The 19247-nt window shown below is 69.9% G+C and carries 23 protein-coding genes; 10 read left to right on the top strand and 13 right to left on the bottom strand.

The window, feature by feature from the left end; translation table 11 throughout:
• Window positions 1-117: 117 nt before the first annotated feature.
• Entirely contained in the window at window positions 118-657 is a 540-nt protein-coding gene (sigE, locus tag FXF65_RS14355) for an RNA polymerase sigma factor SigE (RefSeq protein WP_246198661.1), read from the top strand.
• 25 nt (window positions 658-682) lie between these two features.
• On the opposite strand, the gene FXF65_RS14350 is transcribed toward sigE, so the two are convergent.
• The 4 genes from FXF65_RS14350 to FXF65_RS14335 form a co-directional block, all read right to left on the bottom strand.
• Window positions 683-1213, bottom strand: coding sequence for a DUF6036 family nucleotidyltransferase (locus FXF65_RS14350; RefSeq protein ID WP_148350399.1), 531 nt, complete (start codon window positions 1211-1213; stop codon window positions 683-685).
• Window positions 1210-1617 carry a hypothetical protein gene (locus FXF65_RS14345; protein ID WP_148350398.1) on the bottom strand — a complete coding sequence of 136 codons (408 nt, stop codon included), beginning with the start codon at window positions 1615-1617 and terminating at the stop codon, window positions 1210-1212. The genes FXF65_RS14350 and FXF65_RS14345 overlap by 4 nt, the downstream gene beginning before the upstream one ends.
• Window positions 1618-1709: 92 nt before the next feature.
• Entirely contained in the window at window positions 1710-1931 is a 222-nt protein-coding gene (locus FXF65_RS14340) for a DUF397 domain-containing protein (RefSeq protein WP_148350397.1), read from the bottom strand.
• Window positions 1932-1944: 13 nt separating this feature from the next.
• A complete protein-coding gene (locus FXF65_RS14335; RefSeq protein WP_246198636.1) occupies window positions 1945-2760 on the bottom strand; it encodes a helix-turn-helix domain-containing protein in 816 nt (271 codons plus the stop codon).
• Window positions 2761-2983: 223 nt separating this feature from the next.
• Between FXF65_RS14335 and FXF65_RS14330 the strand changes: the two genes are divergently transcribed.
• Window positions 2984-3514 (top strand): ATP-binding protein, encoded by a 531-nt coding sequence (locus tag FXF65_RS14330; protein WP_148350395.1) that lies wholly within the window; start codon window positions 2984-2986, stop codon window positions 3512-3514.
• Complete coding sequence (locus tag FXF65_RS43735) at window positions 3511-3648, top strand: hypothetical protein (protein ID WP_187412286.1); 138 nt, start codon at window positions 3511-3513, stop codon at window positions 3646-3648. Before FXF65_RS14330 ends, FXF65_RS43735 begins: the two co-directional genes overlap by 4 nt.
• Before the next feature lie 51 nt (window positions 3649-3699).
• Here the strand turns inward: FXF65_RS43735 and FXF65_RS14325 are convergent, their stop codons facing one another.
• Together FXF65_RS14325 and FXF65_RS14320 are read right to left on the bottom strand one after the other, a co-directional pair.
• The gene (locus FXF65_RS14325; RefSeq protein WP_148350394.1) at window positions 3700-4422 is read right to left on the bottom strand and encodes a choice-of-anchor P family protein; all 723 of its coding nucleotides are present in this window, start codon (window positions 4420-4422) and stop codon (window positions 3700-3702) included.
• 47 nt (window positions 4423-4469) lie between these two features.
• Window positions 4470-5267 carry a L,D-transpeptidase gene (locus FXF65_RS14320; RefSeq protein WP_246198635.1) on the bottom strand — a complete coding sequence of 266 codons (798 nt, stop codon included), beginning with the start codon at window positions 5265-5267 and terminating at the stop codon, window positions 4470-4472.
• Window positions 5268-5513: 246 nt separating this feature from the next.
• Here FXF65_RS14320 and FXF65_RS14315 point away from each other — a divergent pair, with 246 nt between their 5' ends.
• Complete coding sequence (locus FXF65_RS14315) at window positions 5514-6062, top strand: YceI family protein (protein WP_148350393.1); 549 nt, start codon at window positions 5514-5516, stop codon at window positions 6060-6062.
• A gap of 68 nt (window positions 6063-6130) precedes the next feature.
• Here the strand turns inward: FXF65_RS14315 and FXF65_RS14310 are convergent, their stop codons facing one another.
• Entirely contained in the window at window positions 6131-7510 is a 1380-nt protein-coding gene (locus FXF65_RS14310; protein ID WP_148350392.1) for a sensor histidine kinase, read from the bottom strand.
• Between the two features lie 158 nt (window positions 7511-7668).
• Between FXF65_RS14310 and FXF65_RS14305 the strand changes: the two genes are divergently transcribed.
• The 3 genes from FXF65_RS14305 (at window position 7669) to FXF65_RS14295 (ending at window position 11032) form a co-directional block, all read left to right on the top strand.
• The gene (locus FXF65_RS14305; protein ID WP_148350391.1) at window positions 7669-9144 is read left to right on the top strand and encodes a glutamate-cysteine ligase family protein; all 1476 of its coding nucleotides are present in this window, start codon (window positions 7669-7671) and stop codon (window positions 9142-9144) included.
• Window positions 9145-9219: 75 nt separating this feature from the next.
• Window positions 9220-9906: a response regulator transcription factor gene (locus FXF65_RS14300; RefSeq protein ID WP_246198634.1), complete on the top strand. Its 687-nt coding sequence runs from the start codon at window positions 9220-9222 to the stop codon at window positions 9904-9906.
• Between the two features lie 115 nt (window positions 9907-10021).
• A complete protein-coding gene (locus tag FXF65_RS14295) occupies window positions 10022-11032 on the top strand; it encodes a sensor histidine kinase (protein WP_246198627.1) in 1011 nt (336 codons plus the stop codon).
• Between the two features lie 6 nt (window positions 11033-11038).
• Here FXF65_RS14295 and FXF65_RS14290 read toward each other — a convergent pair whose 3' ends face one another.
• Window positions 11039-11608 carry an NUDIX domain-containing protein gene (locus FXF65_RS14290; RefSeq protein ID WP_148350389.1) on the bottom strand — a complete coding sequence of 190 codons (570 nt, stop codon included), beginning with the start codon at window positions 11606-11608 and terminating at the stop codon, window positions 11039-11041.
• Between the two features lie 3 nt (window positions 11609-11611).
• Window positions 11612-12361, bottom strand: a complete 750-nt coding sequence (locus FXF65_RS14285; protein ID WP_187412285.1) for a GntR family transcriptional regulator — start codon at window positions 12359-12361, stop codon at window positions 11612-11614.
• A 151-nt stretch (window positions 12362-12512) separates the two neighbouring features.
• Between FXF65_RS14285 and FXF65_RS14280 the strand changes: the two genes are divergently transcribed.
• Window positions 12513-12755: a hypothetical protein gene (locus FXF65_RS14280; protein ID WP_148350387.1), complete on the top strand. Its 243-nt coding sequence runs from the start codon at window positions 12513-12515 to the stop codon at window positions 12753-12755.
• Between the two features lie 92 nt (window positions 12756-12847).
• Here FXF65_RS14280 and FXF65_RS14275 read toward each other — a convergent pair whose 3' ends face one another.
• On the bottom strand, window positions 12848-14149 hold the full coding sequence (locus tag FXF65_RS14275; protein WP_246198620.1) for a PucR-like N-terminal domain-containing protein: 1302 nt from the start codon (window positions 14147-14149) through the stop codon (window positions 12848-12850).
• Between the two features lie 367 nt (window positions 14150-14516).
• On the opposite strand from FXF65_RS14275, the gene FXF65_RS14270 reads away from it, so the two are divergent.
• The gene (locus FXF65_RS14270; RefSeq protein ID WP_148350386.1) at window positions 14517-14870 is read left to right on the top strand and encodes a PRC-barrel domain-containing protein; all 354 of its coding nucleotides are present in this window, start codon (window positions 14517-14519) and stop codon (window positions 14868-14870) included.
• Window positions 14871-14970: 100 nt separating this feature from the next.
• Entirely contained in the window at window positions 14971-15141 is a 171-nt protein-coding gene (locus tag FXF65_RS43730; protein WP_187412284.1) for a hypothetical protein, read from the top strand.
• Window positions 15142-15204: 63 nt separating this feature from the next.
• Here FXF65_RS43730 and speB read toward each other — a convergent pair whose 3' ends face one another.
• From speB to ccrA, 3 genes are all read right to left on the bottom strand, one after another.
• A complete protein-coding gene (gene speB, locus FXF65_RS14265) occupies window positions 15205-16218 on the bottom strand; it encodes an agmatinase (protein WP_148350385.1) in 1014 nt (337 codons plus the stop codon).
• Between the two features lie 189 nt (window positions 16219-16407).
• Window positions 16408-17361, bottom strand: coding sequence for a carbohydrate-binding protein (locus tag FXF65_RS14260; RefSeq protein ID WP_148350384.1), 954 nt, complete (start codon window positions 17359-17361; stop codon window positions 16408-16410).
• 406 nt (window positions 17362-17767) lie between these two features.
• On the bottom strand, window positions 17768-19216 hold the full coding sequence (ccrA, locus tag FXF65_RS14255) for a crotonyl-CoA carboxylase/reductase (protein ID WP_148350383.1): 1449 nt from the start codon (window positions 19214-19216) through the stop codon (window positions 17768-17770).
• Between the last annotated feature and the right edge of the window lie 31 nt (window positions 19217-19247).

Raw genomic sequence — 19247 nt, 5'->3', positions numbered from 1 at the left:
TCGAGATGCGCCTCATCCGGCCACGCGCCCGGTTCTTACACGGCTCTTATCCGGGTACCGGCATGCTTGGCCGTAACGATTCAGTATCAGACGGGGGTAGTGGTGAGCGCAGGCGCTATGGCGTGGACCCCGCCGACGTGGGAGGAGATCGTCAGCCAACACTCGACCAGGGTGTTCCGGCTGGCGTACCGGCTGACCGGCAACCGGCACGACGCCGAGGACCTGACCCAGGACGTCTTCATCCGGGTCTTCCGTTCTCTGTCGTCCTACAGTCCCGGCACGTTCGAAGGCTGGCTCCACCGCATCACCACCAACCTGTTCCTGGACCGGGCCCGGCGCAAGCAGCGGATCCGCTTCGACGCCCTGGGCGACGACGCCGCCGAGCGCCTCCAAGGTCGTGAGCCGACCCCGGCCCAGGCGTACGACGACCGGCACCTCGACGCCGACATCCAGCGCGCCCTGGACGACCTCGCCCCCGAATACCGCGCGGCCGTCGTCCTCTGCGACATCGAGGGCCTCTCCTACGAGGAGATCGCCGCCACCCTGAACGTCAAGCTCGGCACCGTCCGCTCCCGCATCCACCGAGGCCGAGCCCACCTACGCGACGCCCTCGAACACCGCCGCCCCACCGAAGTCCCCGCCTGCACCGACCACTGACCCACCGCCAGCGCGGGCGATCACATCAGCCAGCCTCGAACAGGTCTTCCAAGATCAGCCGTGCTCGGTCAGGTACCGGCTCTTCTGGGAAGACGTCGGCGCACAAGGACAGGACGTCCTTCGCGGAACCGAGGTGAAGGTGACGGACCAGGAGACGGATGTCTTCTGCGTCGCGGCGGCCGGCCGCGAGCACCTTCATCGCGAGAAGGTGTTCGGGCGACGCGGCTGAGACTCGCAGCCCCGGGTGGTTGAAGACGCGCGTGGCAGCGGGATCCCCACCTGGAGCAACGTAGACGCTTGCCTGTTCGTTCAGCCACCACTGCGGCAAGTCGAGTTCTCGGGCGAGCGCGCGGACTTCGTCCGGCACGATGCCGTGCGGCTCGAAGACCGCATCGATGTCACGGGTGGAGCGGCGAGCGTCGTAGGCCAGCGCCATCGCCGCGCCGCCGACGACGTAGATGTCGGCGACCACGCCTCGACGCGCCAGGCGATCGCCGAGCGAACGGAGGACGTTCTCAATGGCGGCGCGGTCGAGGAGCGGTTCGGAGTCGCTCACGCGACCTCCAGTTCCTGCGGTGCGATGAACACACCCCGCCGACGGAACGCGGCCGGAGCGTGCACGATGGCGTCAACCCTGGCGGCACGGGTGTTGAAGGGGAACCAGAACCGGTACAGATGGCGGGACTCGGCCCAGGAGGCGGCACCCCGCCCGTCCCGGGACGCCAGATGTTCGGCCAGTGCCGCCAGAAACACGTCCCAGTGTTGATCGCCGGTCGTCGCGGGCTCTTCCGCGAGAAGCCTCAGACGCTCGATCGGCGGCTCATGCTTGAACTCTTCGAGGAACTCGGCGATCAGCCGCCACCGCGTCTCGTCATCTCGACTACCCGCCAGATGAAGAGCCAGGTCGACCAAGGTCATCGGCTGGTATCCCTGGTCAATCCGCATGAGCTGCACCTCCACCCCGAGTGTACGGCCGGGCCGCGACACTGGCCGGTGGTGCGGCTGGAGGCTGCCCCCAGGTCGGACAGCCTCCAAGGGTCGCGAAGCGGCGGTTACGGCAGGTCGTAGCGTCCGGCCAAGATCTCGGCGTGGAAGGTGCGCCAGGACGCGACGCTGAACGCCAACCTCGGACCTCCCGGATCCTTACTGTCCCGAACGGCCGTCCCACAGCAATCGCACGTTCCGACCTCGACACATCCTCCGTTGTTCATACTGTGAGCACTCTTCCGCCACGAGCTCACCTGTACACAGTGGACGTCGCTGCTCAATTCCATGCTTGGCACCTCGTCAGAATGGGTCCTTGGCTGCGTCCTTGATCAGCGAACGTGATTCCTCCGGACCCAGGGCCCGCGCACGTAGCTGATCGAACAACATGGCGTACGCAGCAATCTCGTCTGGCTGTTCCAGGTACAGCCCGTTCGGCCGCAGTTCAAGGTAGACAACGTCCGGGTCGATCGGCTCCGGGAAGCCGAAGATGTTGAAACCACCGGTAGCGATGGCCGGGTGGGCGCCCGCCGCGAAGGGAAGAACCTGAAGATCCACGCTGTCGCGCCGAGAGATGGTCAGTAGGTGCTGAAGCTGTTCGCGCATCACAGCAGGACCTCCGACACTTCGCTTGAGCGCGTCCTCGTTGAGGACGAACCAGCTCTTCAACGGGTCCTCTCCAGCGAGGCGCTCCTGTCGCTTCATGCGAACGGCGACCATTCGATCGATCTCCTCTTCAGAGTAGGCCCGCAACTCCGCCGCGAGTAGAGCCCGAACATAGGCGTCCGTCTGAAGGAGGCCGGGAATCACGTCCAAGCTGTACTGCTGGAGGGCGTTGGCCTCTTCCTCCAAGCCGGTGTAGACACTGACGACCTCCGGCGGCTCGTACTTCTGCCACCAGCCCTTGATCCGGCATTGGCGAGCCAGCGTCACGAGCTCATCAGTTTGGTTCTCGTCCAGGGCGTAGAACCTGCACAGCATGGCGATGTCGGCGGGCTTCGGGTTGTGCGTCGCTGCCTCGATGCGGCTGATCGTCACTGGGCTGATGCCAGCGAACGTCGCCGCCTCCTCACGGGTCTTCTTCGACTGCTTGCGGAGCTGACGCATGATCGCGGCCAAGCGTCGACGGCGGACCGTGGGGCTCGTCCGTCTTGTCGCCATCGTTGCCTCCCGAGAAGTTCGACCGTCGAGTGACCGCAGATTTTTTGAACTAGGTCACACAAAGTGCTTGCCAGCCCACAGACGGTCACGCAGACTCGGAGCGTAGCGACTCATGACGCGGCGTGTTCGGATCTTCTGTGTATTCGGCTGAATACGTCTGCCTTGGACGAGGGGACGCCTGATGGGAATCGTTGGACGGGTGGGCTGGCGTCTCGTGGTCCGGGACCGGTCGTCTGTGCGGCCGCGCCGGATGCACCAGGCCAGGCGTACGTTCGATCTCCCCGTCGATCACGGGGGTTCGGTTTCGCGGTTGGGGCTGGCCAAGGGGTCTCTGCGGCTGCCGACCGAGGTGGGCAGCGTGCCGGTCGGGCGTCAATGGCTGCGGGACGTCCTCGGACGGGAGTGCGGTGCCGGGCATCCGGTCATCGACGACGCTCTCCAGGCTCTGTCGGAGATCCTCACGAACGCCGTCCTCCACGGGACGGGCCCGCAGGTCCGGGTGGCGTACACGCTGGTCGGCGAGTGGGCGGAGGTCGCCGTTCACAACCGCGTCCGGCCCGGTGAGGTCCAGCCGCGGAGGCGGAAGCCCGCCCCGCCCAGCGCCGAGAGCGGGCGCGGGCTGGACCTGGTCGAGGCGTTCAGCGACCAGTGGGGCATCACGGTGCTGCCCGAGGACGAGATCAAGGTCTGGTTCAGGGTGAGGCTGGCATGAACGGCTACCCGCAGCGGGCGCACGCGCGGCACCGGGGCGCGTCCGACCGCTACGCCCTGGGGATCGTGCACGGCGCGCTTGTTGGGATGGGCATTGGGTTCGCCTTGGTGGCCGTGGCCGCGTTTCTGTTGTGACCACGCAGAGGGCCCGCGCGTCCGGACGCGCGGGCCCTCTTGGCGAGCGGGTCAGCCGGTGACCGGGAGGTCGCCGGTGATGGGGGTCGGGATCGGGGCCGCGCTGGGCGGGGTGGTCGGCGTGGACGGGGCGCCCGGGTCGGACGGGTCCGACGGGCCGGACGGCGGCTGGCCCGGCTCACCTGGCTGGGCTCCCTTGCCGCAGGTCGCGGAGGCGATGCTGATCGTCTGGGTCTGGCCCGCGACGGTCGCGCTGACCTCGATGGCGGTGACGGTCAGGTTCCCGTCCTTGTCGCGGACGTGCCGGTTCAGCGTGACCGTCGCCGCGCCGACGCCGGTCAGGTTCACGGTGACGGCCGTGTTGGGCGCAGCGTCCGCCTTCAGGGTGCGGCCGTTCAAGGTCGCCTTGACCAAGTGCGAGACGCCGTTCCCGTTCTCGCACTTGGCGGTGACCAGGCTCGCGCGCAGGCCCAGCTTCAACAGGCGAAGGTCGGCGACGGAGGCGCGGGCGTGGCCCGACCAGGCGGCGGCGTTCAGCAGCCGCGCCTCGACGATCGGGTTCGGCGGCAGCTCGACGACGCTCTTGCGGACGGGCCGCTGGGCGTCCGACGTCACGGCCGGGGTCGGCGGGACGGCGACGGGCCCGCCCGCCGAGATCGCGACGGCCGACCCGGCGCCGCCGGTGGTCGCGGCCGCGCCGGGGACGACGGCGGCGAAGGGCAGCGCGAGCGCGCCGGCGACGGCCGCGCACTTCGTGAGTGCCTGCAAACGCACGGTGATTTCTCCTCTGTGTCGGGGTGGAAATAGGGGTTTCAGGGACCTCAGGCCGTGATGACGACGGGTGTGCCTAGCGGCACCTTGGCGAGGCGTTTCAGGGCGTCGGCGGGGACGCGCACGCAGCCGTGCGTGACGGCCTTTCCGAAGACGGACGTGCTGGGCCAACCGTGGAACGCGACCGTCCCGGGGCCGCCGCCGAAGGTGTCGAGGGTCGCGGAGTGCGCGCCGACCGGCAGGATCAGCGGGCTGAACGTCGGCTTGGCCGGGGCCAGCGACGCGAGCAGGAACGTCCGTCCGACGGGGGTGGGCGTCTTGGGCGCGCCGACGGCGACGGGCCAGGTCCCGGCGGGGCGGCCCGCGTTCAGCAGGGTGAGCTTCCGGTCGCCGACGTCGACCTTGATCGCCTGGCCGCTGCGCGCGGTCTTCAGGCCGGAGTCGGGGATCCAGCCGGTGACGCCGTTCGGACGGCTCGGCAGCAGCACCCGCTTCCAGCCCGGACGGCTCTCCACGACGGGCACCCACGTGTCGCCCTTGAGCTGGGCGGCGGGCAGTTCGGCGACGGCGGGCGCGCCGGGCTGCGCGGACACCGGGGCCGTCTCGGCGGGGTGGACGACCGTGCCGTCCAGCGCGGCGGACGGCGAAGGGTCGGCGGGCAGGTCCTTGAGGGTCGTGTAGGTGGTGGCCTGGGGCAGCGCCCCGCCCGCCGCCGGGGACACACTGCCGTTGCCCGCGGTCCCGCCCCCGCCGCCACATCCGGACACGAGCACGGCCGCGACCGCCAGCACGACCGGTACCGCGACCGGTGGTCCGGGCACGCCGCGCGCCGTGGTTTCGTCGCTCACGAAGACTCCCGATGGTCGTGGACGCCGGACGGACGGCCTCCTCGCCGTCCACGCCCGCCCGTCCGTGCGCCTCTGTGCCCGCTGTCTACGCACGAGCCGCGAATCGGGTTGCACGCCCCGGGAACAATCACGGGTTTGACTTGTGTTTGAACCCTCAACTAACCTTCGACGAGTCGTTGAAGATTCAAGCACTGGTTCACACACTCGTCGTCCGGTCAGTGCCGTCGACCACCCAGAGGAGTTCACATGAGCATCGCCGCTGTCGCGCCCGAACTGACCACCGGCACCTGGAACATCGACCCCGCGCACTCCGAGGTCACCTTCGTCATCCGGCACCTGATGACCAAGGTCCGGGGCACGTTCACCGAGTTCAGCGGGACGGTCCAGATCGCCGACGAGCTGGCCGCCTCCACCGCCACGGCGGAGATCAAGGTCGCCTCGATCGACACCCGCAACTCCGACCGCGACGCGCACATCCGCACCGCCGACGTGCTGGACGTCGAGAACCACCCGAACATGACCTTCGCCGCCACGGGCGTCCGCGCCGAGGACGGCGAGTACTACCTCGACGGCGAGCTGACGATCAAGGGCGTCACCCGTCCGGTCTCCCTCGCGGTCGAGTACAACGGCGTCGCCGAGGACCCGTGGGGCGGCACGCGCGCCGGGTTCTCCGCGACCACGACCATCAACCGCAAGGACTGGGGCGTCGAGTTCAACGTCCCGCTCAAGGGCGACAAGGCCCTGCTGGGCGACAAGGTCGAGCTGAACCTTGAGGTCCAGGCCGTCCGCGCCTGAGTCCCGCGCCGAGCGCGCTTCGAAAAGGGCCGTCCACACCCTGTGGACGGCCCTTTCGCGTGCCGTCGTCAGCCGCGGCAGGGGCGGCGTTCGAGGGGCTCCGCGGCAAGCGGCAGGCGCAGGGCCAGGCGGGCGCCGCCGCAGGGGGCGTCCTCGATCCGGAGCGTCCCGCCGTGCGCCTGGGCGATCTCGCGGGCGATGGCGAGGCCGAGCCCGGCCCCGCCGGCGCCCCGGCTGCGCGCGGCGTCGAGGCGGGTGAAGCGCTCGAACACGCGCTCCCGGTCGGCGGGCGCGATGCCCGCGCCGTCGTCGGTGACGGTCAGCAGCGCCCGGCCGTCCTGCCTGGTCAGCCGGATGGTGATGCGCGAGTCGGCGTAGCGCTCGGCGTTGTCGAGCAGGTTGCCGAGCAGCCGGGCGAACTGCATGCGGACGCCGCGCACCCGCACGTCCCGCGTCAGGTCCGTGACGATCTTCAAGCCGAAGGCGCGGCGGCGGATCTCCGCGTCGGCCAGCGCGGACAGGTCGATCGGCTCCTGCACGCTCGTCCCGCCGGTGCCGATGCGGGCGAGCAGCAGCAGGTCCGTGACGATCGACTCCAGCCGGTCGGTGTCGCGCAGGGCCGACTCGACGACGGCGCGCAGGTCGTTGTCGTCCGGGTGCATGGAGGCGTCTTCGAGGTTCGCGCGCAGCCCCGCGATCGGGGTGCGCAGCTCGTGGGAGGCGTCCGAGGCGAACTGCCGCTGCCGTCCGACGGCCCGTTCCAGCCGGTCCAGCGTCGCGTTGGCGGTGCGGGCCAGCTCGGCGATCTCGTCCTGGCCGGGCGGCTCGGGGACGCGCCGGCTGAGGTCGGTCGCGCTGATCTCGGCGAGCTGCGCGCGGATCGCCTCGACCGGGCCGAGGGTGCGGCCGACGATCCGCCAGGTGATCCACGCGGCGAGCCCGGCGAGCAGCAGCACGGCCGCCCCGAGCACGCCCTCCAACAGCCCGTTCACCAGGTAGGACGGCATCCGCTCGGACGCGTACACGACGACGGAGTCGGGCGCGGTGGAGACCCTGATCGCCTCGGTGACAAAGCAGTCACGGCCCGGCCACGTTCCGCTGCATTCGGTGTAGTCCCGGATCCGCAGGTTGCTCGACGGCCAGAGTCTGCTCACCGGGGGTCTGTCCGTTGCGGCGGGTGTCGCGTTCGCCACACGTCCGCCGCGTTCCACGACCTGCACCAGGACGCGGCCGCGCGTGTCGTCCGGGATCTGGCCGTCCAGCGACCCGTCGCGGACGCCGCCGCTGGCCCGCCGTCCCTCGACCTGCGTGCCGCGCAGGAGATCCGCCTTGACGGCGCCGCGCACGGCGATGTCCGCCCCGGCCGCGGTGACGCCGAGCACGAGCGCCGCGATCACCGCGGCGACGAGCGTGTCCCTGGCCCTGATGGACCGGGGGCGCATGCGCATTTGGCCCCTCCCCGCTGGAGTTGCCGCTTCCCGGACGGAGCACACACGCTACCGGCCGGTCACAAATCGGGGAGCCGAAAATCAAGCGCCTGGTTTTCGCCTCCCCCCGCTGGGACATCCCGTTTGTGACGGTTCCTCCGAAGCACAGGGACGGACACATGGGCAGGGACGTGGCTTCGGTCACCATCAGCGGCGAGGACCGGCGGCGGTACCGCGACAAGGTGCGCAGGTGCCTCGACGTGCTGGCCCGCATGCTGGGCGAATCCCAGTTCGACTTTGAGCGCCCCCATATCGGCCTTGAGATCGAACTCAACCTGATCGACGAGCTCGGCGACCCGCTGATGCGGAACGCCGACGTGCTCAAGGCGATCGCCGACCCGGCCTGGGCAACGGAGCTCGGCCAGTTCAACCTGGAGATCAACATCCCCCCGCGCGAGCTGGGCGGGGAGGGCACGGGCGAGTTGGAGGCGGAGGTCCGCGACCACCTCGAACACGCCGACGACCGCGCGCGGGAGGTGGGCGGCAGGCTCGCCATGATCGGCGTCCTGCCGACGCTGCGCCGCGCCGACATCGGAGAGGAGGCGCTCTCCGCCAACGCGCGCTACAAGATGCTCAACGACCAGATCTTCGCGGCACGCGGCGAGGAGATGCACATCGCGATCGACGGCCCAGAGCCGTTGCAACTGCACACGGACACCATCATTCCCGAGGCCGCCTGTACGAGCGTCCAGTTCCACCTACAGGTGAGCCCTGAGCAGTTCGGCGCCTACTGGAACGCGGCCCAGGCCATCGCCGGCGCGCAGGTCGCGATGGGCGCGAATTCCCCGTTCCTGTTCGGGCACCAGCTCTGGCAGGAAACGCGCATCACGTTGTTCGAACAGGCCACCGACACCCGTCCGGAGGAGTTGAAGGCCCAGGGCGTCCGGCCGCGAGTGTGGTTCGGTGAACGCTGGATCACGTCGGTCTTCGACTTGTTCGAGGAGAACACGCGCTACTTCCCCGCGCTCCTGCCTCTGTGCGACGAAGAGGACCCGCGGGCCGTCCTGGACGAGGGCGGCATCCCCGAACTGGGCGAACTGACCCTGCACAACGGCACCATCTACCGCTGGAACCGTCCTATCTACGCCGTCGTCAAGGGTCGTCCCCATCTTCGCGTCGAGAACCGCGTCCTGCCTGCGGGACCCACCGTCGCGGACGTCGTCGCCAACGGCGCCTTCTACTACGGCGTCGTCCGCATGCTGGCCGAGGACGACCGTCCCGTCTGGTCGCGCATGTCCTTCGCCACCGCCGAGGAGAACCTGCACCGCGCCGCCCGCGACGGGCTCGACGCCACCCTGTACTGGCCCGGCGTGGGCGAGGTCCCGGCCGCCGAACTGATCCTCCGCAAGCTGCTCCCCCTGGCCCACGAGGGCCTGGAGCTGTGGGGCGTCGACCCGGCCCGCCGCGACCGGCTGCTCGGCATCGTCGAACGCCGCTGCGTCACCGGCCAGACCGGCGCCGCCTGGCAGATCCGCGCCGTCGAGAACATCGAGAAGTCCCACGGCCTCCCACGCCACGACGCCCTCCGCACGATGACCCGCGCCTACGCGGACCAGATGCGGGACAACGCCCCCGTCCATACCTGGAGCTTCTAGCCGCCTAGGGAGATCTTCACGAGTCACGCACAAGTCAGGCTCTACACGTCCATGACCTGCTTCTAGCATTTGGACGTGACCGGGAACGAAACGCGCATTCTCGTCGTCGAGGACGAGCCGACGATCGCGCGGGCCGTCGCCGACCGGCTGGCGGCGGAGGGTTTCGCCGTCGAGGTGGCCGGGGACGGCCCCGCGGCCGTCCGGCGCGCCCGCGAGTTCGCGCCCCATCTCATCGTGCTGGACGTGATGCTGCCCGGCTTCGACGGCCTGGAGGTCTGCCGCCGCGTGCAGGCGGAACGTCCGGTGCCGGTGCTGATGCTGACCGCGCGGGACGACGAGACCGACGTCCTGGTCGGCCTCGGCGTCGGCGCCGACGACTACGTGACCAAGCCGTTCAGCATGCGCGAGCTCGTGGCGCGGGTGCGGGCCGTGCTGCGGCGGGTCGAGCGCCCCGCGCCGGAGACCGACGGCGCGCTGGTGCGGATGGGCGCGCTGGAGGTCGACCGGCGCGCCCGGCGCGTGGTCATGGACGGCCGCGAGGTGCACCTCACGCCCACGGAGTTCGACCTGCTCGCCTGCCTGCTGCGCAACCGGGGCGCGGTGCTGACGCGGGCCGTCCTGCTCGAACAGGTCTGGGACTGGGCGGACGCCTCCGGAACCCGCGTCGTCGACAGCCACGTGAAGGCCCTGCGCCGCAAACTCGGCCAGCAACTGATCCGCACGGTGCACGGGGTCGGATACAGCTTGGAGGTCGCGTCGTGACCGCAGCGGAGCGAGGATCACGACGCGACCAGCGGGGGCCTGGGGGTCGTCCCCCAGAAAGGTGGGCGTCGTGACGGCTGTTGTGTATCGGGCTTGGGCGCGGTTGCCTCGGCCGTTGGATCCGTTGCGGTCCATCAAGGTGAAGTTCGGCGTCGTGGTCATGGTGACGGCGTGCGTCGCGGTGCTGATCGTGCTCTGGGGATATCCACTGGGGTTCCGGGCGCGGCAGACGATGCCCGTCGGCGTGCTCATCTCGCTGGTCGTGACGCAGCTCCTCGCGCACGGGATGACGGCGCCGCTGCGGGAGATGACGGCGGCGGCGCGGACGATGGCGCGCGGCGACTACAGCCGCCGGGTGCGCGCCACGTCCCGGGACGAGGTCGGGGAACTGGCGCAGGCGTTCAACCGGATGGCCGCCGACCTCGCCGAGGTCGACCGGCAGCGCCGCGAGTTCGTCGCGAACGTGTCGCACGAGCTGCGCACTCCGATCAGCGCGCTGCGGGCCGTGCTGGAGAACGTCGCGGACGGCGTCACGCCCGCGACGCCGGACGTCCTCGCCTCCGCGCTGGAGCAGACCGAGCGGCTCGGACGGCTCGTCACGCAGCTCCTCGACCTGTCGCGGGTCGAGGCGGGCGCGGCGGTCCTGGACGTGACCGACGTCGACGTCGCCGCGTTCGTCGCGGACGTCACCGCCGAGGCCGCCGCCGGGCACCCGGACGCCCTGTTCGCGTCCGACGTCCCGGCCGGGCTGAGCGCCCGCGCCGACCGCGACCGGCTGCACCAGGTCGTCGCGAACCTGCTGGACAACGCGGCGCGGCACGGCCCGGCGGGACGTCCCGTCACCGTCACCGCGCGGCCGCTCGCCGGGACGGGCGGCCTCGTCATCGACGTCGCCGACGAAGGCCCCGGAATTCCGCCCGAGGAGAGGACGCGCGTGTTCGAGCGGTTCTCGCGGGGGTCGGCGTCCGGTCCGCGGGCCGGGACGCCGGGCGGTGGCACGGGCCTCGGCCTCGCCATCGCGAGCTGGGCGACGGAGCTGCACGGCGGCGACATCACCGTCATGGACACACCGAGCGGATGCCGAATTCGCGTCGTCATCCCAGCGGGGCTTGGCGAACCCGTGTGAAGCTGGCTATTTCGCCTCGTGCATGAGGAGAAGCGCGTAAGCGGCCAGGGTCGAGTCGTCGGTGATGCGGCCGTCCCGTACGAGGGTCGTGAACTCGTCCCTGGACATCCACCTCTGGCGCATGTCCTGTTCCTCGTGCTCACGGTCGGTCTCGCCCGCCCTCAGGTCGGACGCTACGAAGACGTTGAAGCCTTGGCCGCTCGTCCCGTGTGAGCAGTTCAGATAGCCGAGGTGGGTCAGGTCGCCCGCGCGGAGACCGGTCTCCTGTGCCAGTTCCAGATGGGCGAGTTCCTCTGGGTCGGCGTCACGCCGGCCTGGCAGCGACCCCTGCGGGAAACTCCATGTGCGTTTCCCAATGGGGTAGCGGTATTCCTCCACTAGGTGGAACCCGTCGTTCTCGACGGGAATGACGAGAACGAAGTCGGGCTTGTCGACGACCCCATAGATGCCGCGTGAACCGTCCAGGCGCTCGACCTCGTCCTCTCGGACGACCATCCACGGGTTCTCGTAGACGACCCTGGTATCGACCTGGCGGACGGCGGGTTTTCCGTCGTCCGTGCTTAGGGGTTCGTTCATTTCTCAGACTCCCGACCCGTAGCGGTAGACGAGTTCGTGCCGGTCGCCGACCACCACCCGGTGGGTGACCTCGACGACGCGGCCGTCCTGGTCGCACGCGCGGCGCCACAGCGTCAGGACGGGCCGGTCGGGGCCGATGTCCAGCGTGCTCTGCTCGTCCGTGCGCGGGAGTCGGCACGTCACCGACTCCTCGAACGTGATCCGGCGCCCTGCCTCCTCAAGGCGGGAGTAGATCCCACCCGGGCCCGTGTCCACCTGGCGCAGGACGGGGATCTGCTCCACCACGTCCAGGATCACCCAGGTTGTCGCCAGCTGAATGGGCGGATCGCCCTCCACGCCCTGCACGCGCGCCCTTTCCAGTACGCGCGTGCGCGGGGGGACGTCCAGTCGCTGGGCGAGCCGCTCGTCCGCCTCTATCTCGGTGACGGTCGTACGGGTGAACGGGACGCGGCCGTCCCGCCGGGCCGACACGTGGAACCCGCGCCAGCCGCCGACCTGGCGGGTTATGTCGGCCGCCGCGCGCCGCACCCGCCGCGCCGTCCGCACCTGGGCGCCCGCGCCGTGCCGCAGCTGGACGAGTCCCTGCTCGGCCAGCATCCGCAGCGCCCGCCGGACGGTCGACCGGTCGGCCCCGTACTCGCGGGCCAGCTCCCGCTCGGACGGCAGCCACGCTCCGGGGTCGAGATCGCCCTCGACGATGCGTGCCGCCAACGCGTTCGTGATCGCCTGTGCCTTCGTGGGGGGTCGCGGCATTTCGGAACCTGCTCCGGATAGTCCGTTGACCTCACACCGTACAGATCCCACCATTCCTGAAGCCCTCTTGGGTATCTCGTGAGGGCATTGTGGGCGATGCTTGGTCGGCTTATGGTAGTCCCACCATAGACCCACCAAGGGAGCCCGCGCGATGTCGGTGATCATGTGCATGCCCGGCTGGCACAACGAGCGCTCGGACGACGGCCTGCGGGCCACCCGGATCACTCCTTTGTCGGATTACCAGCGGTCGAACGGCTGCCTCCAGCAGATAGTCGCGCTTGACGAGGGCGAACTTTGGCTCCTCTGCGACGCCCAGACGCGCCTCGCCGAACGCGTCGCCACCGCCGAACGCCTCCGTCCCCGCCAGCCGTTCCTCCCCCACGCCACAACATGACGACGAGATCGGGGCCGAGTTTGACGATGGAACCGGGCCGAATTCGTGCCGGGTCCAGGTCGGACGGGGTCGGGCTGGTGGGTTGGCCGGGGTCAGGTGCGGTGGAAGGTGACGACCTCGCCTGAGTCGCCGACCGCGGCGTGCGGTGACGGGACGATGCGCTCCCCCGCGTTCTCCGCGAGCAGCGCGCGGGCGCGCAGCACGATCTCCAGGTCGAAGCGCAGGTCGGGGTCGAGGAGCTGGTCGCCGAACAGCTCCTCCAGCTGACGCAGGCGGTACCGGACGGTCTGCGGGTGGACGTGCAACCGCATCGCGACCTCGTTGGCGTTGCGTCCCGACTGGAGCCAGGCGAGCAGGGTCTCGGCCAGGCGGTCCTGCTGGCTCGGGCGCAGGTGCGACAGCGGGGCGAGGCGCAGGTCGGCGAGCGAGGTGATGAGCCCCTCGTCCTGGAAGAGGATCAGCGTCGACATGTGCTCGACGCAGCGGATCACGCCGCTCTGGCCGGTCGGGCCGCTCGGGTCGCCGTCCGCCTCGATGACGCCGCGCTGGACGAGGCCCAGCGTCTTGCGGGCCCACTGGATGGACCGCGCCGCCTCCATCAGCGGGACGGTCGGGCCGATGACGGCGAGCGTCCCGGCCAGGGCGCGGTCGATGAGCTTCGCCCGGCCGGGCCCGTCCGGATCGGGGACGATCAGGCTGGGGGTGCGGCGGGTCAGGTCGGCGAGGACGTCCGGCGGGAACGCGGGCCGGCGGGCGTCCCGGGGCCGGCCGAGCGCGACCGCGGCGACCGTCCGCGGGACGGGCCAGTGCGCGGCGGCGGCGAGGTCGGCGATCGCCTCCCGCGCGGCGGGCGGGTCGGCGAACAGCAGGTCGAGCAGGCGCTTGCGGCGGCGCTGCATCTCGCCCGCGACGGCGGCCCTGGCCTGCGAGTATCCCTCGGCGGCTGCGTGGGCCAGCTCGTCCTGGAACTCCATCAGCACCTCGCCGACGGCGCCGAGCGTCCGCGGGGACACGTGCAGCACGTCCGCGCCCTCGGTGAGCCGCCGCCACGCGACCATGCCGCCGACCCGCATCGCGGTCTGCATGGCGTCGAGGCTGCGCCCCTCACCGGCCTCGCCGCGGCCGATGGCGCGGAAGAAGTCGGCCACCGGGGCCGAGTCGTGGCCGGGGTCGGCCACCCGGTCGACGAAGAAGTGGAGCACGCGCTCGACCGCGAGCCGGAGCGTCCCGGAGTAGGAGCCGTCGCCCGGACGGTCGTACTCGCTGACGCGCGTCTGGATCTCCTGGATCATGTCGTCGGCCACCTCGTCGAGGTGCGGCCGCATGTGGTCCGCCAGGTCTCTCGGCAGATCCGCCCAGGGGCGCCCGTCGGTGGTCGAACTCGCGTCCGCCACAGAACCTCCCAGCTCTCGGTCCCGCTGCGTCGCGCGCCACTCACAGGGGGTAAATGCTTACTTATGTGGTCTGTGTGGGGCAAATCATGACCCGTGACGTGCCCAGGCGCAAAGTTTAGGTCGCCCCGCGACCGACTCCGGCCGGACGACTCCCCTTGCGACGCCCCGCTTCCGACGGATGCGAGGGTCCGGCACCACAGGGCTCGCCGGTGTGAGGGCTGGACTTGGCTCGGGGATGTCTGTCTGTTGAGCAGGATTTTGGGGTGTCGGGGGTTTGTTCGGTCGGGGTGGGGTGGGCGGGCATATATAGCGTGAGCTGGGTAGATGTCTTGTAGCAGGGGGTTGGTACCCGAGGGCTGGACATGACATGTGCGAGATCGAGGACATCCGGCAGTGGCGTGGGCGTGACGTGGTCGACGAGTCCGGAAGCAAGATCGGTCAGTTGGAGGCCGTCTACGTCGACACCGGGACGGATCGGCCGTCGTTCGTGACCGTTCGGATGGGCCTGCTGACCCGGCAGCGGCTTGTGTTCGTGCCGCTGGGCGGGGCGAGGGTGGGGCCGGAGCACGTCCGGGTGGCGTACGGCAAGAAACAGATCAAGAGTTCGCCGTCGATCGGCACTGACGGAGAACTCCTCGCCGGTGACGAGCAGGCGGTCTTCGACCACTACAAGCTGCCCTACCAGGCCGCCCCGGACGAACGTCGCCTCGCCCGCCGCTGAGGCGGCCACCGGCCACCGGACGTCGCGGCGCCAGCGCTCTCTAGGCGGCGACGGGTGACGCGCGGCGCTCGGAAGGCGCGACTACGAGGAGGGATCCCACGTGGCCTTGTTCCTGTTCATCCTGTTGGTGGCGGTCGCCCTCGGAATCGTCGGCGTCGTGGTGAAGGGGATGTTCTACCTGCTCATCATCGGGATCATCGTGTTCCTGATCAACCTGGTCCTGAGCGGCATCCGGATGGGGCACAGGCGCAGCTCCCGCCCGGCACGCTGACGGTCTCCCATCTGGACGACCCCGTTCCAGGCGACCTGCGAGGGCCCTCATCCAATCCGCGTGTCAGCGGTCCTCTAGGAGGGGGAGGGTCGGGTCCCAGGTGGTGCCGTCGCGGGTGTCTCGGCGGCGGCGGGCTATGCCGGACAGGGCCTCCAGGACTACCCGGTTCGCCAGCAGGGATGTGATGTCCGCGTGGTCGTAGGGCGGGGAGACTTCGACCACGTCTACGCCTACTACTGGGAGTTCGTAGGTTACGCGGCGGACTGCGTCCAGGAGCTGGCGTGCGGTCAGGCCGCCGGGCTCGGGGGTGCCGGTGCCGGGGGCGTGGCCCGGGTCGCACACGTCGATGTCTACCGAGAGGAACACGCCGTCGCAGTCGTCTACGGCGATCTCGAATGCCTCGGTCAGGCATTCGTCCAGGCCGCGAGCGACGATCTCGGTCATCTCGTATGAGCGCATGCCCTGCTCGGCCATCCAGGACAGTGTTTCCGGGCCCGGCCAGTAGCCGCGCAGGCCGATCTGGAGGAAACGGTCGCCGCGTAGCGCACCGGATTCGATCAGGCGGCGCATGGGCTGTCCGTGTCCGACCAGGGATCCGAAGGCGGTGTCTCCGGTGTCGGCGTGGGCGTCGAAGTGGACCATCGAGACGCGGCCCTGGCCGATGTGCTGCGCCACCCCGGCGGCGTCCGGCCAGGCGATGGTGTGGTCGCCGCCCAGGATGAGCGGGATCGTGCCGGTTCGGGCGACCGCGTACACCGCCGCCTGGAGATCGCGGACGGAGCGTTCCGCGTCGCCGGAGTACATCATCACGTCCCCGGCGTCGTAGACCATGAGGTCGGCTTGCAGGCCGTCCACGCGGAGGGCGAGGGACGGGCGCGAGCCGTCGTGCGGCAGGTAGCAGCTCTGCCGGATGTACTGCGGGCCGAACCGGGTCCCCGGCCGGTGGGACGTGCCGCCGTCGAACGGGGCGCCCAGGATGACCACGTCGGCGTCCGCGTAGGTGGACGGGTCGGACCAGGTGCAGTGCGGCACCCCGAGGAAGGTGATGGCCGGGCCGTGCTGCGGCACGTACGTCATGTCTGCTCCCCCGCTCCGATGGCCGCCGCCAGGCGTGCTACCTCGATCTATAACACGAGCCCGGGCGGGCAAGCCGGTGCCACGGCGGCCCGATCGCGCGGCGGGGTGCGCGATCGTCCGCCGTGGCGCGGCGTCCCGCGTTCAGCGGCGTCCAGATTCAGCGGGACGATCTCTTAAGCGGCACCGGCGTCATTGGCGAACGATCCAATGGTCGTTCGCGCCGGTCCGCTCGAATTTCAGCGACGGGCAGAGGTAGTCGCTCGGGTTCGGGCTGGCGGTGGGCTGCCACGGCGAGTCGGACGGGCTCGCCGGCCGCCAGGCGTTGTTCTGCCTGAGCTGGATGGAACTGCTCTCGAACACGACGTTCTTCGCGTCCTTGCAGTAGTAGGCGTTGCCGGTGCTGGTGTCGCGGGTCGCGTAGAACTCGAAGATGTCCCAGCCGTACTTGAGCTCGCTCGTGTCGGTGCCCGACTTGCTGTAGAAGAGCTCCCACGCCTTGGTGGTCTGGTTGTAGAGGTAGGCCGACCAGGCGTTGCTGCCGCCCGTCTTGACGAGCTGAATGCTGTAAGCGGGATGTCCGTTCACGTTGGTGGTATAGGTCGACATGAAGGAAGCGTCCATTTTCACTTCCTTCTTGGGACCGTTGCCGCCGCACCAGTCCCAGGCCCATATCTCGTTTCCGACGGTCACGGAGTAGACGGTCGTGATCTCCATGCAGGAACCGGCCGCCTTGATGGTCGGCGTATAGGTGAAGTCCCCGTTGAAGGACACCTTGTAACTGGTGTCGACGCTCTGCGTGGCCTGCATTCCGTCGTGGCTTCCGGCGGCTGGTTCGACGCCCCAGAAATGGTGGAGTTGCTCGCGGCGCTGGTGGTCCCCCTGCACGCGGGAACGATGCAGTTCGCGGAAACGCTGAACGGCCGGGGCGTTCTTCGTGTTCGGCGTGAAGGCGTGGGCGCCGGCGACGGTGCCCCGCTTCGGGGCGTTCGGGCTCGGTGCGTTCGGGTTCGGTGCGTTCGGGTTCGGTGCGGCGGACGACGGCACGGGCGCGGCGGGGGACACGGGCGAGGCGGACGCTCCGGCGGCGGGGGCGAGGATGCCCGCGCCGATAATGGCGCAGGCGAGCAGGGTTCGGCGCTTCATTACGCGACTCCTTGCGGCATGGACGGGAGCTGTCGGCATGCGCACTGGCCAAAGCCCGGGACGGGGACCCCTCATGCCGCCCCAAGAATCGCGATTTGTTCGTCCTACAGTCAATCAGTCGTTTTTCAATCCACCTTCTATGCACATCGAAAGGAACCATATGGCCTGGGCAGGGGAATCCCCGGCGACCCGAACCGCATCGAACGAGCCGGGGTCCCAAGCTGAATCAACTCGAACGCACCGACTGAAACCATGCGAACACATCAGCTAAGGCCGGGCGCGCGGAGGCCACCAGGCGAAACACCGCGAACATGCTGGTCGAGGCCGGGCGGGTACGCCGAATGCGACCACGCGAACACGCCACCCCGAACGGCGGCGGGCGCGTCCGCCGAAACGAGCCGGTCTTTCAGCGGCGGTAGAGGTTGAGTTTCCCCTCGCCGATGCGCTCCCGGAGGGCGGGGTCGTCCACGCCCTGCCCCTCCGCCGTCGCCCCGCACAGGACGGCGACCTTCCCGACGTGCTGGTTCGTCTGGACGGCCCGGGTCGCGTCGCCCGCCTCGTCCAGCGGGAAGACCTTCGAGAGCGTCGGGTGGACCATGCCGAGGCCGATCAGCCGGTTGACCTCGACGGCCTCGTGGTAGTTGAAGCCGTGCGAGCCGATGATGCTCTTCAGCCGCATCCACAGGAACCGGTTGTCGTACTCGTGCCGGTACCCGGTGGACGATCCGCAGGTCACGACCTTGCCGCCGCGCTTGGCGACGTACACCGACGCGCCGAACGTCTCGCGTCCGAGGTACTCGAAGACGATGCCCGGGTCCTCGCCGACGAGGCGTCGGATCTCCTCGCCGAGCCTCCGCCCGGCCTTCGGGTGGCGCAGGCCCTGGTCGCCGAGGTCCAGGTCGTTGCGGTTGATGACGTGCTCGCAGCCCTGCGACCGGACGATCTCCGCCTTCTCGTCCGACGACACGACGCCGACCGGGATGCCGCCGCCGTTCTTCACGAGCTGCGTCGCGAACGAGCCGAGCCCGCCGGTCGCGCCCCAGATCAGCACGACGTCGCCCTGCTTCATGCGGGCGCCGTGCGTACCGACCAGCATCCGGTAGGCGGTGCCGGCGCACAGCGTGTTCGAGCCCGCCTCCTCCCAGGTCAGGTGCGCGGGCTTGCGGATGAGCTGGTTCGCCTTGACGATGCAGTACTCGCCGAGCGAGCCGAAGTTCGTCTCGAAGCCCCAGGCGAGCTGCGTCTCGCTCATCATGCCGTCGTCGTAGGAGCCGTGGTCCTCCTCGTCGACGTAGGACGGGGACAGCACGACCCTGTCGCCGGGCTTCCAGCTCTTCACGCCGCCGCCGGTACGGACGACGACGCCCGCGCCGTCCGACCCGAGGACGTGGAAGGGCAGGTCGTGCCGCGCGCCGTACCAGCCCTGCCGTCCGAACTTCTCCAGGAACGCGAACGTGGGGACCGGCTCGAAGATCGCCGACCAGACCGTGTTGAAGTTGATCGCGGCGGACATGACCGCGACGACGCACTCGTCCGGCGCGAGCTCCGGCATCTCGACGTCGCCGACGTGCAGCGAGCGGCGGACGTCCTTGTCGTCGTGGCCCTCGAAGATCCCGACCTCGTCCTTGCGGGTGAACGCGGCGCGGAACCGGGTCGGCAGCTCGATGTCCCGCAGCTCGGGGCCGGTCGCGCCGTTCCGGACGGCGTCGAGCAGCGCGTCCGAGCAGGTGCCCCGGGGAGTCCCGCTACCAAGCCCCGAGGCGCCGCGGGGGGTCGTCGCCCCGTGTCGATCCGAGGTGTTGCGGGAGGTTCGGGGCTCCGCGGCCTCGCATCGGTCCGAGCCGTTCTGGGCCATGGCGTGTCCTCCGTGGATCGCGGGGTTCGTG

The sequence above is a fragment of the Actinomadura syzygii genome (assembly GCF_008085905.1).
Taxonomy (GTDB): Bacteria; Actinomycetota; Actinomycetes; order Streptosporangiales; family Streptosporangiaceae; genus Spirillospora; species Spirillospora syzygii.
The sequence above is the reverse complement of the archived record's forward strand: the minus strand, read 5'-3'. Positions and strand labels throughout refer to the sequence as shown.